This is a genomic window from Amycolatopsis sp. NPDC051716 (assembly GCF_040681595.1).
Taxonomy (GTDB): Bacteria; Actinomycetota; Actinomycetes; order Mycobacteriales; family Pseudonocardiaceae; genus Amycolatopsis.
In genome coordinates, this window is record NZ_JBFAZA010000010.1 from 137,816 (window position 1) to 151,513 (window position 13,698).

Here is a 13,698-nt window from a genome sequence, read left to right on the forward strand (position 1 = left end):
TACGCGACCTTCGCGCCGACAAGCCCTGATGTCACACGTTCAACTACTTGTTCCGCAGATGCACGTCGAAGTGCGATATGGCTCCGTATGTGCGGGAGTCCGGATGGGTGAACTTTGTGCACCCAGTCGGGGTACTCAGCCGTGAATGCGTCCCGAGAGCTCGGCGAGGCGTTTGCCGCCGCCGCCCCACCGCAGCGCGATGATCTCCGCCGCGATCGACACGGCCGTCTCCTCCGGCGTGCGCGCGCCCAGGTCGAGACCGATCGGCGACGACAGCCTTTCCAGCTCCGCCTCGGTGATCCCCGCTTCCCGCAGCCGCGCGAAGCGGTCGTCGTGGGTCTTGCGGGACCCCATCGCGCCGACGTACCCGACGTCCAGGCGCAGCGCGACCTCCAGCAGCGGCACGTCGAACTTCGGGTCGTGGGTCAGCACCGCGACCGCTGTGCGCCGGTCGATCCGGCCGGCGTCCGCTTCGGCCTGGAGGTAGCGGTGCGGCCAGTCGACGACGACGTCGTGCGCGTCCGGGAACCGGCTGGTGGTGGCGAACACCGGCCGCGCGTCGCACACCGTGACCTGGTAGCCGAGGTAGGCGCCCATGCGCGCCATCGCGGCGGCGAAGTCGATCGCGCCGAAGACCAGGAGCCGGGGCGGCGGCTCGAAGGAGTTGACGAACACCGCCATCCCCTCGCCGCGGCGCTGCCCGTCCGGGCCGTAGTGCAGGGTGCCGGTGCGGCCGCTGGCCAGCAGGCCGCGCGCGTCGTCGGCCACCGCGTCGTCCACCCGCGACGAGCCGAGCGAGCCCGCGGTGCGGTCCGGCCAGACGATCATGTGCTCGCCGACCAGGCCTTCGCGCTCGTGCTCGATGATCGTGACGACCGCGACCGGCTCGCCGCCGCGCACCGACGCGACGACGTCGCCGAGCTCCGGCATCGAGTCGCGGTCGACGTGCTCGACGTAGATGTCGATGATCCCGCCGCAGGTCAGGCCGACCGCGAACGCGTCGTCGTCGGTGACGCCGTAGCGCTGCAGCACCGGCTTGCGCTCGGCGACCACCTCCTGCGCGAGCTCGTAGACCGCGCCTTCCACGCAGCCGCCGGACACGCTGCCGGCGACCGTGCCGTCCGGCGCGACGACCATCGCGGCGCCCGGCGCGCGCGGAGCCGACGAGAAGGTGGCGACCACGGTGCCGAGCCCCACGGTCTCCCCCGCGGACCAGCGGCGGAACACGTCGTCCAGTACGTCACGCATCGGAAATCTCCCCGAGCAGTCGTTCCAAGGTGGCCAGGCTGTGCCCGGCCAGGAGCCGGTCGATGTGGGGCAGCGCGGCCACGATGCCCGACTGGACCGGAGCGTACCCCGCGCGGCCGGCGTGCGGATTCACCCAGAATACGGCGTGCGCGAGCCGGCGCAGCTGCGCGAGCTGCTCGCCGAGCAGGCCGGTGTCGCCGCGTTCCCAGCCGTCGGAGAACACCGTGACCACGGCGCGGCGCGCCACCCCGCGCCGGCCCCAGCGGTCGAGGAACACCTGGAGCGTCTCGCCGAGCCGGGTCCCGCCGGCGAAGTCCGGCACGGCCGAGCCCGCCGCGAGCATCGCGCGTTCCGGATCGCGCTGCCGCAGCTGCCGCGACACCCGGGTCAGCCGCGTGCCGAGCGTGAACACCTCGACGGACGGCGGGGCGGCCCGCGTCAGGACGTGGGCGAACCGCAGCAGGGCGTCGGCGTACGGGCTCATCGAGCCGGAGACGTCGATGAGCAGCACCACCCGCCGTGGCCGCCTGCCGCGCCGGGCGTGCACCAGCTTGAGCGGTTCGCCGCCGCTGGCCAGCATGGCGCGCAGCGTGCGCGACGGGTCGAGGCGGCCACGCCGCGCCGGGGTCCGCCGGGCGGCCGGGCGCCGCGGGAGCGCCGGCTTCAGGGTGGCCAGCAGCTCGCGGAGGTGTTCGCGTTCGGCGGTGGTCAGCTCGGCGAGGTCGCGATGGCGCAGGACTTCCTGGGCGCTGGCGGCGACTTTCAGCTGGTCAGAGCCTTCGCCGCCCTCGGCGTCCGCGCCTTCCGCGGCGGCCAGCGGGGCGATCCTGGCCTTCTTCGGCGCAGCGGACGTCGCCCGCTTCGGAGTGCTGGTCTCGATCGAAAACCACTGGCTGAAGGCTTCTTCGTAGTACGGGAGGTCGTCGGGGCTGGAGCACAGCGTCAGCCGCCCGGCCCAGTAGAGCTGGGTGGGCTCGGCGACGTCGATCTCGGCGACGGCAGTGAGGTAGGCCTGCACGCGGTGCGCGTCGCAGGCGACACCGGCTTCGCGCAACGCGGCGGCGAACCCGGCGTACCCGGCGACGGGATCGGCGGCAGTGGTCACCCGTCCATTGTGCGCTCGATCGTGCGTTATCGGTGTCCCGGCGAGGAGTCGAACCTCGGACCTCGGCGTTCGTAGCGCCGCGCTCTGTCCTGCTGAGCTACCGGGACAAGGGCGGTCTGCGCACGCACCCCTCCCCGGGCAGGCGCGCAGACCGCGCTCTTCGCCGCGGCCGACCCAAGGTAGCGGCGGGTGGGCGCGAAGAGCTCTTCGGAAAGAAAAGGGAATTTCAGCGAACGACGCGGGAGATCGCGCCGCAGGGGTTCCGGTCTTGCCGTCGGGTCACGATCTCCTCCTCTCGGTGGGGCGTGATGTGCTGGTGAAAGAAGGATGCCCGAGTCCGCCGGGAGCGGCAACGCAATTAACGACGCCCGCCTCGGTGGTCCTTTGTGGACCATCGAGGCGGGCGCCGGGTACCGCGGTCAGGCAGCGGCCTTGAAGCCGGGCTGGATGTTCGCGCAGCCCCGCAGCCCCGCTCCCTTGTTCAGCTCCAGGAGCGGCGGCAGGGTCTTCTGGGTGTAGGCCTTGAGCTCCGCCAGCTTCGCGTCGTCGACCAGGTCACGCCGGACGTGGTAGCTGACCCAGTTGCGCGAGTCGATGGTCAGGTTGCCGATCGGCGGGTTGACGAAGATCGTCGCGTATTCGCGCTCGAACCGCGGGTCCTGGTCGAAGCCCAGCGTGCTGATCCACGAACCGATGAACGTGACCAGCGCGGGCTTGGCCTGGTCGAACACGTAGTTGCGGACGCCGGTCACGTCGGACTCGTGCAGGTAGTCGGCGACCTGCTTGTCGCCGAGGCCGGCCAGGTCGAGCACCCGGAGGCGGCTGCCCAGCGACGTCCCACCGAGGTCGATCAGGCCGACCTGGGCGGAGTCCGGCAGCTTGAGGATGTCCGCGAGGCCGTTGATGGTCCGGGCGTCGCGCTCGGCGACGATGCACATCGCCGTCTTGACGTTGGCGCGGTAGGAGGTGCCCTGGTCGTAGAGCCCGCTCACCGAGCTGACCAGCGCCACCACCAGCAGGCAGGCGAGCACGATCCGGCCGCGCAGGCGGGCCGCGGCCAGTGCCTCGACGACCACGATCGCGCCGCCGAACGCACCGAGCGTCCAGACCGGTGTGGCGAACCGCAGCTGCCCCATCCAGTCGAACTCGAGCACGATGTAGGCGGCCACGGTGAGCCCGAACGGCACCAGCAGGGCGACCAGCCCGGTGCGCAGCCGCGACGGCCGGACCATCAGCAGCACCAGGCACGCGACGGCGACCGCGACGATCAGCCAGCCCACGTACGAGACGATTTCGCCGGGACGGGCGAGGTCCTCGACCGTCGGCGGCTCCTGGCCCTTCGCGACGGCGGTGTTCGGGACGAGGCGGCCGAACTCGAACCAGCGGAAGACCAGGTAGGCGGCGTACGGGACGGCGAAGCCGGCGACCGAGAGCACGACCGCGCGGACGCTGCGGCCGAGCAGTTCCCGCTTGAGGAACAGCAGGACGACGATCGGGTACGCGCCGGCGTAGATGATCCCGTCGGGCCGGGTCAGCGCGGCGAGCACGGCGATCAGCCCGGTGCCGACGGCGATCTGGGTGTCGAGGAGTCGGCCGCCGTGGACCGCGCGCAGGATCAGCACCGCGAGGGCGGCGACCGTGAGCGCGTAGAAGGAGTTCTCCAGCCCGGAGAAGCACCAGATGACGAACGACGGGATCGCGGCGAGCGCGGCCCCGGCGACGAAGGTGATGAGGGCCGGGCGGCGGCTGAGCACCTTCGCCCCGGCGTAGAAGAGCACGAGGATGCCCGCGCAGCAGGCCAGCGCGAGTGCCTTCGGGAAGAGGATCTGGTCGGAGACGCCGAAGAGCGTGCCGTGGTCGAACAGGCCGACGAGCTTGCCGAGGGCGAGCAGGATCATCCAGGTCGGGTTGGAGTACCCCTCGACCGGCGCGGCACCGGGCTGGAGCACCGGCCCGAAGCCGTCGGCGACGTTGCGCGAGTAGGCGAACGTGATGGCCGAGTCGTCGATCAGCCAGTGACCGTAGAGGGAGGCGTGCACGGCGATCAGCGCGGTGCCGCCGAGGACCGCGGCCACCGCGGCGAGCTTGCCGCGCCAGCCTTGCCCGGTGGTCGCCGGCCCGGCCGGCCCCGGCCGATCGGGCTCGGTTTCCGACGGCGGCCTGGTCTCCGTCGTCTCCGCCACGCTCATCCGCAGGTTCTCCCTCGCTTCGACCACACCCGGTCCCCGACCCGGGCGGTCAGGCGAACAAGGCGTCGAGTTTCGCCCGGACCCGGTCGAGGTCTTCGCTGTATTTCAGGACGGCTCCGAGCGTTCGGGCCGCCGTTGCCGCGTCCAGCTCGTCACGCTGAAGAGTCAACAAAGCGCGCGCCCAATCGAGCGACTCCGCCACTCCCGGCGGTTTCAGCAGATCCATTTCACGGAGCCGATGCACCGCTTCAGCGATTTGCCGAGCCAGAGCCTCACTTACCCGCGGGATCCTACGGCGCAGGATTTCGACCTCCCGCACCAGGTCCGGGTGTTCCAGCCAGTGGTAGAGGCAGCGGCGTTTCAGTGCGTCGTGCACCTCGCGGGTCCGGTTGGAGGTGAGGACCACCAGCGGCGGATGCTCGGCGCGGACTTCGCCGTACTCGGGAATGGTCACGGCGTGTTCATCGAGCAGTTGCAGGAGAAACGCTTCGAATTCGTCATCGGCGCGGTCGATCTCGTCGATCAGCAGGACGCACGGGGTGGTGATCAGGGCCTGCAGCAGGGGCCGGGCCAGCAGGAACCGCTCGGTGTAGAGCGAGCGCTCCGCGGCCTCGACGTCGAGGTGCCCCTCCCCGGCCGCCTCGAGCGCGCGCAGGTGCAGGAGCTGGCGCGGGAAGTCCCATTCGTAGAGGGCCTGGGCGGCGTCGATGCCTTCGTGGCACTGGAGGCGGATGAGCGGCCGCTCCAGCGCGGTGGCCAGGGCCAGGGCCAGTGACGTCTTGCCGGTGCCGGGCTCGCCCTCGCAGAAGAGCGGGCGGCCCATCCGCAGGGCGAGGAAGCCGGCGGTCGCGAGCCCGTCATCGGCGAGGTAACCGGTCGCGTCGAGGGCGGCGGCGAGTTCTTCGGGCGAGTCCGTCACGCTGTCGATCGTAGGTCTTCACGCGGGCCCCGCCAGATCAGCGGGGCGATCGACGTCCCGGCCGCTGCCGAGGTCGCCGCACTCGACCAGGGTGAGGTCGGCGCGGGTGGCGAGCCAGTCCCGGGCCCCGCGATCCCCCCGGGCGGCGCCGGCGATCTCCCCCCACCAGCGGCGGCCGAGCAGCACGGGGTGGCCGGGCACGCCGTCGTAGGCCGCGCGGGCGACGGCTTCGGCGGAGGCGTGGGCGGTGACGCGGGCGATCACGTCGGCGCCGACCCACGGGAGATCGACGAGGTGGACCAGCGCGGCAGCGGGCTGGCCGGTGCCTTCGGTCCGTTCGGTCCGTTCGGTTCGTTCCAGGGAGGCCAGGCCGGCACGCAGGGAGGCGCCCATGCCGGTCGCCCAGTCCTCGGCTTCGACGGCTTGGGCGGGATCGGGCAGCAGGGCCCGGACTTGCTCGGCGGAGGCCCCGACGACGACCCGCACGGGCGCACACCCGGCGGCGGTCAGCGTGCGGAGGGCACGGAGGACGAGGGGTTCGCCGTCCAGCTGGACGAGAGCTTTCGGGCCACCGAAGCGACGACCCGCACCGGCGGCGAGCAGCAGCCCGGCAACCGGCGGAAGAGAAGAAGGGCCGGTCATGAGGGCGCCCCCGCCGAGGCGACAGCCGGGACGGCTGCGGGCGCCGGCGCCGGTTGCTCGGCCACCAGCACGGTGCGGGGCGGCTGCTCAGCCACGGGCGTGGTCGGGGGCGCCGACCGCCAGGTCCGCTTCGATGGCCCGGGCCGTCTCCAGCAGGGGCGGGACCAGGTCCCTCTGCACCGACTCCGCCGTGGTGCGGCTCGCGTGGGTCGACAGGTTGACCGCGGCCACCACCCGGCCCGTGCGGCCGCGGATCGGCGCGGCCACCGACCGGAGGCCTTCCTCCAGCTCCTGGTCCACCATCGCCCAGCCCTGGCCGGCCACCTTGGCCAGCTCCGCGCGCAGGTGCGCGGGGGCCGTCACCGTGTGGTCCGTCAGCCGGTCCAGGCTGGCCACCAGGAAGTACTCCTCCAGCTCCGCCTCGCCGAGCCCCGCCAGCAGGACGTGACCCATCGAGGTCGCGTACGCCGGGAAGCGGGTGCCCACGTTGATGCTCACCGTCATGATCCGCGAGACCGCCACCCGCGCCACGTACACGATGTCGGTGCCTTCCAGCACCGAGACCGAGCTCGACTCGTGGACGCCCGCGGACAGGTGCTCCAGGTGGGGCTGGGCCACCTCCGGCAACGTCATGCTCGACAAGTACGCGTAGCCGAGCTCCAGCACCCGGGCCGTCAGCGAAAAGTACTTGCCGTCGGTGCGGACGTAGCCCAGGTCGGCCAGGGTCAGGAGGAACCTCCTCGCCGCCGCGCGGGTGAGGCCCGTCGAACGGGCCACGTCGCTCAACGTCAGCTCGGACGCGCCCGCGTGGAACGCCTTGATCACGGCCAGCCCGCGCTCCAGCGACTGCACGTGGTGGGCACCGCGGTGCGCCGGTTCGCTGTCCAGCCGGACGTCCAACGACGGCCTGGTCACGTCCATGCCCGGCACCCTATCCGGCGTCCCTCGGCAGGGCGCTCGGCTCGCCGAGCTCGGCCAGGGTGCGCTGGGCGATGGCGAACGCCGCGTTCGCCGCCGGCGCTCCGGCGTAGACCGCCGTGTGCAGCAGGACCTCGCCGATCTCCGCCGCCGTCAGGCCGTTGCGGACCGCCGCCCGGACGTGCATCGCCAGCTCGTTGTGCGCCTGCAGCGCCGTCAGGGCCGCCAGCGTCACGCAGCTGCGCGTGCGGCGGTCCAGGCCGTCGCGGGCCCACACCGACCCCCACGCACCCTCGGTGATGTAGTCCTGGAACGGACGGCTGAAGTCCGTGGTGCCCGCGACCGCGCGGTCGACGTGCTCGTCGCCGAGCACTTCGCGCCGCACCTTCATGCCCTGCTCGTGGCGGTCCGTCACGCTCGCTCCAAGTGGTCCAGGATCAGCCGGGTGAACTCCGCCGGCTGCTCGTAGTTGCCCAGGTGCGCGGCGTTCGCCACGACCTCCAGCCGCGCGCCCGGGATGCCCTCGGCGATCGGCCGCGCGTGCTCGTCCGGGGACGTGGCCGGGTCCTCCGCACCCGCGATGACCAACGTCGGCGCGGAGATCTTCGGCAGGGTGTCGAGCTGGTCCATCCGCTCGATGGCGCCACAGCAGGCCGCGTAGCCCTCGGCCGGGACGGCCGCGATCATCGCGCGCAGGAACTCGGCCCGGTCCGGGTGCCGCTCGACGTACCCCGGGGTCAGCCAGCGGCGCACCCCGGCCTCGGCCACCGCGGCGGTGCCCTCGGCGCGGACGGTGCGGGCCCGCTCCGCCCACATCGACGGCGGCCCGAGCTTCGCCGACGTGCAGCACAGCACCAGGCTCGCGACCCGGTCCGACGCGTGGACGCCGAGCCACATCCCCGTCATGCCGCCGAGCGACAGGCCCACGTGGTGCGCCCGCTCGACGCCGAGTTCGTCGAGGAGCGCCAGGACGTCGGTGCCCAGGTCTTCGAGCTCGTAGGGACCCGGCGGCACCGGCGACCCGCCGTGCCCCCTCGCGTCGTAGCGGACCACCCGGAAGCCGCGCTCCACCAGCGGCGCGACCTGGGGCTCCCACATCCGCACGTCGCTGCCGAGCGACCCGCCGAACACGACCACCGGCGCGTCCCCGGGGCCGGCCACGACCCGGTGCAGCTTCACGGCGCTCACGGCATCACACCCGGAAGAAGACGGTCTCGCCGTCTCCCTGCAGCCGCACGTCGAAGCGGTAGCCGTCGCCGGTCTTCGCCGCGATCAGCGTGCCGCGCCGCTCCTCCGGCACCGTCGCCAGCACCGGGTCGCCGGAGTTGTCCTGGTCTTCGAAGTAGATCCGCGTGACGACCCGGTGGAGCAGGCCGCGCGCGAACACCGAGACGTCGATGTGCCGGGCCTGCGTGGTGCCGCCCTCACCCGGCAGGACGCCCGGGAGCAGCGTGAAGATCCCGTAGGTGCCGTCGGTCTCCGTCGGGCAGCGGCCGAAGCCGCGGAACTCGCCGTTCGCCGTGCCGCGCGGGTCGTCCGGGTGGCGGAAGCCGCCGTCCGGGTCGGCCTGCCACGTCTCGATCATGGCGTCCGGGACCGGGTCGCCGTGGCCGTCGCGAACGGTCCCGCGGATCCAGAACGCGCCCGGCGTGCCCTCGGGCACGACGTGCGGACCGTCGGGCCAGGGCAGCCCGATCGAAAGGTACGGGCCGACGGTCTGCGAAGGGGTGGGCAGCAGCCTGGTCATCAGTCTTCGTCCTCCTCTTCCTCTTCGAACACCGACGCGTCGCGCCCGCGCAGCACGATGTCGAACTGGAACCCGAGCGCCCACTCGGCCTGCGTGATGTCGTGGTCGTAGCGCGAGACCATCCGCTGCCGGGCCTTCTCGTCCGGGATCGAGTTGAAGATCGGGTCCTGCGAGAACAGCGGGTCGTCCGGGAAGTACATCTGGGTGACCAGCCGCTGCGTGAACGCCGAGCCGAACACCGAGAAGTGGATGTGCGCCGGGCGCCAGGCGTTGTCGTGGTTCTTCCACGGGTACGCGCCGGGCTTGATGGTGGTGAAGGTGTAGCGGCCGTCGCTGTCGGTCAGGGTGCGGCCGACGCCGTCGAAGTTCGGGTCTAGCGGGGACGGCCAGCGGTCGCCGGTGTGCCGGTAGCGGCCGCCCGCGTTCGCCTGCCAGATCTCGACGAGCGAGTCGCGCACCGGGCGGCCTTCGCCGTCGAGGAGGCGCCCGGTGACGATGATGCGCTGGCCCTGCGGTTCGCCGGCATGCTGCCGGGTCAGGTCGTTGTCGTGCTCGCCGAGCCGGCCGGGACCGAGCAGCGGGCCGGTGACCTCGGTCAGCATCTGCGGGAGCAGGACGAGGTCCTGCTTCGGGTACCGCAGTGCCGTGGAGCGGTAGCCGCTGGAGTCGAGGGGCGGGTGAGTGCCTTCGGGGTCTTCCCCGTAGCGCGGCAGCCTGAAATCGGTCGGAGTGGCCATTGCTGTTCTCCCTTACCGGCCTTCGAGGACGACGGCCAGCCCCTGGCCGACGCCGATGCAGATGGCGGCGAGTCCCCAGCCCCCGCCGCGGCGGTGCAGGTCGTGGGCCAGGGTGCCGAGGATCCGGCCGCCGGACGCGCCGAGCGGGTGCCCGATGGCGATCGCGCCGCCGTGGGTGTTCACGATCTCCGGGTCGAGGTCCTTCCAGTCGCGCAGGCAGGCCAGCGACTGCGCGGCGAACGCCTCGTTGAGCTCGACCGCGGCCAGGTCGTCCCAGCCGATGCCGGCGCGTTCGAGGGCGATCTCCGCCGCGCGCACCGGGCCGATGCCGAAGACGTCCGGGTCGACGCCCGCCGCGCCGCGGCCGGCGATCCGGGCGAGCGGGACCTTGCTCAAGCGGCTCGCGGCGGCTTCGTCGCCGAGGAGGAGGGCCGAGGCGCCGTCGTTCAGCGGGGAGGCGTTGCCCGCCGTGACGGTGCCGTTTTCCGTGCGGAACACGGGCTTCAGCTTGGCGAGCTTCTCGGGGCTGGAGTCCGGGCGGATGCCTTCGTCGCGGGCCAGGTCCACGCCCTCGACCGGGACGACCAGGTCGTCGTAGAAGCCCTCGTCCCACGCCTTGGCCGCGTTGACGTGGCTGCGGGCGGCGAAGGCGTCCTGCTCGTCGCGGCCGATGCCGTAGCGCTCGGCGAGCTGTTCGGTGGACTCGCCGAGGGAGATCGTCCACTGCGAAGGCATCGCCGGGTTGACCATGCGCCAGCCGAGCGCGGTGTTGTAGAGGGTCTGGTTGCCCGTCGGGAAGGCCTTTTCCGGCTTCGGCATGACCAGCGGCGAGCGGGTCATGGACTCGACGCCGCCGGCGACGACGAGGGAGGCGTCACCGACCTGGATCGCGCGGCTGGCCTGGATGGCCGCGTCGAGGCCGGAGCCGCAGAGGCGGTTGACCGTGCTGCCCGGGACGGTCGTGGGCCAGCCGGCGAGGAGGGCGGCCATGCGGGCGACGTTGCGGTTGTCCTCGCCCGCGCCGTTCGCGTCGCCGAGGGTCACCTCGTCCACTGTGGACGGATCGAGGTCGTTCCGCTGCTGCAGAGCACGCAGGACCCCGGCGGCGAGGTCGTCCGGGCGGACGCCGGCCAGCGCGCCGCCGTAGCGGCCGAACGGGGTGCGGATCGCGTCGAGGATGTAGACGTCGGTCATGCGCTTGCCTTCTCCAGGTCTCGCAGGAGGGTCAGCTCCTGCTCCGTGGGGGCCGGGGTGGTCTCGAGGTCGTCGGACACCTTCAGTTTCCACCCCGTGGCCGCGATGGCGCTGTCGAGGTCCACGCCGGGGTGGAGCTGAGTCAGCGTCAGCTCCGCCGTCTCCGGGTCGGGGCGCAGGAGGCCCAGGTCCGTCACCACCAGGGTCGGGCCTTGGCCCGGGAGGCCCAGCTTTTCGCGGTCGCCCTTGCCGGTTCCGTGGCCGAACGACGTCACGAAATCGACCTTCTCCACGAAGGCGCGCGGGTTCTGGCGCAGGACGATGAACACCTCGCCGCACGAAGCCGCGATCTCCGGGGCGCCGCCCGCTCCCGGCAACCGGACCTTCGGGTCGTGGTAGTCCGAGCCGATCACCGTCGTGTTGATGTTGCCGAACTTGTCCAGCTGGGCCGCGCCCAGGAAGCCCACGTCGATGCGGCCGGGCTGGAGCCAGTAGTTGAACACCTCGGGCACGCTGATCACCGCGTCCGCCGTGTCGGCCAGCTCGCCGTCGCCGATGGACAGCGGCAGGCGGGACGGCTTGGCGCCCAGGCAACCGGATTCGTAGATCAGCGTCAGGTTCGGCGCGTGCGCGCGGCGGGCGAGGTTCGCCGCCTTGCTCGGCAGGCCGATCCCGACGAAGCAGGACATTCCGTCGCCGAGGGCGCGGGCGGCCGCGACGCTCATCATCTCGTCGGCCGAGTACTCGGCGCTCATGCCTTCACCCCGGTCAGCTCGTTCAACCACTTCGTGAACTCCTCGCGGTCGCGCCCGATCTTGTCCCACGCCTGGTACGCCGCGTTGTCCCGCTCGTAGTACCCCGCCGCGTACGACGGCTTCGCGCCGCCCGGGACCTCGGCCACCGCCGTGACCACCCACGCCGGGAGCACGACCGCGCCCGGGCGGGGTTCCAGCTCGTCCACGATCTCCTCGACCGTCACCAGGGACCGCTTCGCCGCCAGTACCGCTTCCTTCTGGACACCGGTGATGCCCCACATCTGGACGTTGCCGGCGCGGTCGGCGCGCTGGGCGTGGACGATCGAGACGTCGGGGTTCAGCGCCGGGACCGCCGTCAGCTTCTCGCCGGTGAACGGGCACGTGATCGGCTTGATCGTGGCCGTCTGCGCCGGGAGGTCGGTGCCCGTGTAGCCGCGCAGCACCGCGAACGGCAGGCCGGACGCGCCGGCGACGTACCGGTTCGCCATGCCCGCGTGGCTGTGTTCCTCGATCTCCAGCGGTACCGGCCACTCGTGCTGGACGGCGTCGCGGAAGCGGTGCAGCGAGCCGACGCCCGGGTTGCCGCCCCACGAGAAGATCAGCTTGCGCGCGCAGCCCGCGCCGATGAGCTGGTCGTACACGATGTCGGGGGTCATCCGCACCAGCGTGAGATCCCGGCGGCGCTGCCGGATGATCTCCTGCCCGGCCGCGACCGGGATGAGGTGCGTGAACCCTTCGAGCGCGACGGTGTCGCCGTCGTGCACCAGCCGGGCCACGGCCTCCTCCAGCGACAGCAGCTCCGCCATCACACCCTCCACACCGTCCGGAGTGTTCGCATCACGCACACTCGTTCTGCCACCGAACTTAGCATGGCGACCGGTGGCCCGACCAGACGTCTTCCACCCAATGGATGACGCACGCAGGTCGAAGGAGAAAGCTGTCAGCCGATCCGGACCAAGCGCGAGCCGTGCGGCGGCACCGAAGAAGCCGTCCACGAGCCCCGGAACCGCCCGAGGTCCTTGCGCGCGACGAGGTCACGCACCGGCCGCGCCCCGTCGAAGTCCACCGTGATGTCCGCGGGCGCGGAGCCCAGGTTGTAGACGGCGGCGTACGTCCGGCCGTCCGGCGCGCGCTTCGTCCACACCTGATGGTCGCCGCCGGTCACCCGAGTCGGGTAGGTGCCGACCTGGTCGACCCGGATGACCTCGGGATTCGTCAGGATCGACACGGCGGACGCGTCGAGGAACCAGATGTCACCCCCGACGTACAGCGGCGACGACGCCATGGACCAGAACGTCATGACGCTCTGCCGCTCGACGTCGGAGATCCCGTCCTGGATGCCGCTGCCCGTGTTGTTGCTGATCGGCATCGAGTCCAGGTCCGGCCGGTACCGCGGCCCGAACACGCCCAGCCAGTCCGGCAGGTCCGCCCACCGCGCCTTCACCGAGCTGTCCCAGCTGGACACCGTCTCGCAGTAGCACTCGACGTCCGTGTCGACGCGTACCCCGTTCGCGTAGGGGGCCAAGGAAGAACCGATGGACCGCGGCACCGGCCACGCGCTCGCGGTCAGCCACATCGGCCGCCGCGCGTGGTCGATCGCCGCCGACCAGGCCCGGATGTCGGCGACGTTGTCCGCGGTCGTCCCGTCGACCTTGACGAAGTCGACGCCCCAGGACGCGAAGCGGGCCACGACCGAGTCGTAGTACTTCTGGGCGCACGGGTTCGTGAAGTCGACCTTCCAGTTGCCGCCCCAGCCGTTCGACGGCGTCAGCGGCCGGTACGCGATGTCCTGCGCGTGGCACGACGTGCCGAGGATCGGCGCGTTCTTGTCGTAGACCTCCTTCTCGAGGCCGGTCACGGCGTACAGGCCGAGCTTCAACCCGAGCGAGTGCACATACGAAGCCAGCGCCGGAATGCCGGCCGGGAACCGCGCCGGATCGGGGTCGGGGATGCCGTTGACGTCGGTGTGGAACACCCAGGACGGCGAGGCGTTCCAGCCCGAGTCGATGTTGACGTAGGTGTAGCCCGCGGCCTTGAGCTTGCCCGCGAGAGTGGCCGCCGCGTCGCGGACGTGCGACTCGTTCAGCCACGAAGTGCCGTAACCCGCGCGGGTCGACGACTCGAGGCTCCAGCTGCTCCAGCCCATGAACGGCGTGACGAACGGCGTCCGCGCGCCGGCCGGCGGCACCAGGAAAGCCGAAACACCCAGGACGGCGAGGAAAACGGAAAGGAGGCGCTTCATCG

14 protein-coding genes and 1 tRNA gene are annotated in these 13,698 nt (G+C 71.9%); all 15 read right to left on the minus strand.

The window, feature by feature from the left end; translation table 11 throughout:
* Positions 1-135 precede the first annotated feature (135 nt).
* A complete protein-coding gene (locus AB0M30_RS16045) occupies positions 136-1,248 on the minus strand; it encodes an XdhC/CoxI family protein (RefSeq protein ID WP_364584681.1) in 1,113 nt (370 codons plus the stop codon).
* Entirely contained in the window at positions 1,241-2,353 is a 1,113-nt protein-coding gene (locus AB0M30_RS16050; protein WP_364584683.1) for a VWA domain-containing protein, read from the minus strand. The genes AB0M30_RS16045 and AB0M30_RS16050 overlap by 8 nt, the downstream gene beginning before the upstream one ends.
* Positions 2,354-2,386: 33 nt before the next feature.
* A tRNA-Arg gene (locus tag AB0M30_RS16055) sits at positions 2,387-2,460 on the minus strand.
* 312 nt (positions 2,461-2,772) lie between these two features.
* On the minus strand, positions 2,773-4,569 hold the full coding sequence (locus AB0M30_RS16060) for a hypothetical protein (RefSeq protein WP_364584685.1): 1,797 nt from the start codon (positions 4,567-4,569) through the stop codon (positions 2,773-2,775).
* Between the two features lie 22 nt (positions 4,570-4,591).
* Positions 4,592-5,461: a MoxR family ATPase gene (locus AB0M30_RS16065; protein WP_364003937.1), complete on the minus strand. Its 870-nt coding sequence runs from the start codon at positions 5,459-5,461 to the stop codon at positions 4,592-4,594.
* Positions 5,462-5,479: 18 nt separating this feature from the next.
* The gene (locus tag AB0M30_RS16070; RefSeq protein ID WP_364584687.1) at positions 5,480-6,103 is read right to left on the minus strand and encodes a nucleotidyltransferase family protein; all 624 of its coding nucleotides are present in this window, start codon (positions 6,101-6,103) and stop codon (positions 5,480-5,482) included.
* A gap of 87 nt (positions 6,104-6,190) precedes the next feature.
* Positions 6,191-7,024 (minus strand): IclR family transcriptional regulator C-terminal domain-containing protein, encoded by an 834-nt coding sequence (locus AB0M30_RS16075; protein ID WP_364584688.1) that lies wholly within the window; start codon positions 7,022-7,024, stop codon positions 6,191-6,193.
* 10 nt (positions 7,025-7,034) lie between these two features.
* Positions 7,035-7,436 (minus strand): 4-carboxymuconolactone decarboxylase, encoded by a 402-nt coding sequence (pcaC, locus tag AB0M30_RS16080; protein WP_103337438.1) that lies wholly within the window; start codon positions 7,434-7,436, stop codon positions 7,035-7,037.
* On the minus strand, positions 7,433-8,209 hold the full coding sequence (pcaD, locus tag AB0M30_RS16085) for a 3-oxoadipate enol-lactonase (RefSeq protein ID WP_364584690.1): 777 nt from the start codon (positions 8,207-8,209) through the stop codon (positions 7,433-7,435). The genes pcaC and pcaD overlap by 4 nt, the downstream gene beginning before the upstream one ends.
* Positions 8,210-8,213: 4 nt before the next feature.
* Positions 8,214-8,768: a protocatechuate 3,4-dioxygenase subunit alpha gene (gene pcaG, locus AB0M30_RS16090; RefSeq protein WP_364584692.1), complete on the minus strand. Its 555-nt coding sequence runs from the start codon at positions 8,766-8,768 to the stop codon at positions 8,214-8,216.
* Positions 8,768-9,505 (minus strand): protocatechuate 3,4-dioxygenase subunit beta, encoded by a 738-nt coding sequence (gene pcaH / locus AB0M30_RS16095; protein WP_360169223.1) that lies wholly within the window; start codon positions 9,503-9,505, stop codon positions 8,768-8,770. The genes pcaG and pcaH overlap by 1 nt, the downstream gene beginning before the upstream one ends.
* A gap of 12 nt (positions 9,506-9,517) precedes the next feature.
* Entirely contained in the window at positions 9,518-10,699 is a 1,182-nt protein-coding gene (locus AB0M30_RS16100; protein WP_364584694.1) for a thiolase family protein, read from the minus strand.
* Positions 10,696-11,454: a CoA-transferase subunit beta gene (locus tag AB0M30_RS16105; protein WP_364584696.1), complete on the minus strand. Its 759-nt coding sequence runs from the start codon at positions 11,452-11,454 to the stop codon at positions 10,696-10,698. The genes AB0M30_RS16100 and AB0M30_RS16105 overlap by 4 nt, the downstream gene beginning before the upstream one ends.
* On the minus strand, positions 11,451-12,260 hold the full coding sequence (locus AB0M30_RS16110; protein ID WP_103337433.1) for a CoA transferase subunit A: 810 nt from the start codon (positions 12,258-12,260) through the stop codon (positions 11,451-11,453). Before AB0M30_RS16110 ends, AB0M30_RS16105 begins: the two co-directional genes overlap by 4 nt.
* Positions 12,261-12,394: 134 nt before the next feature.
* On the minus strand, positions 12,395-13,696 hold the full coding sequence (locus AB0M30_RS16115) for a glycoside hydrolase family 27 protein (protein ID WP_364584698.1): 1,302 nt from the start codon (positions 13,694-13,696) through the stop codon (positions 12,395-12,397).
* Positions 13,697-13,698: the final 2 nt, after the last annotated feature.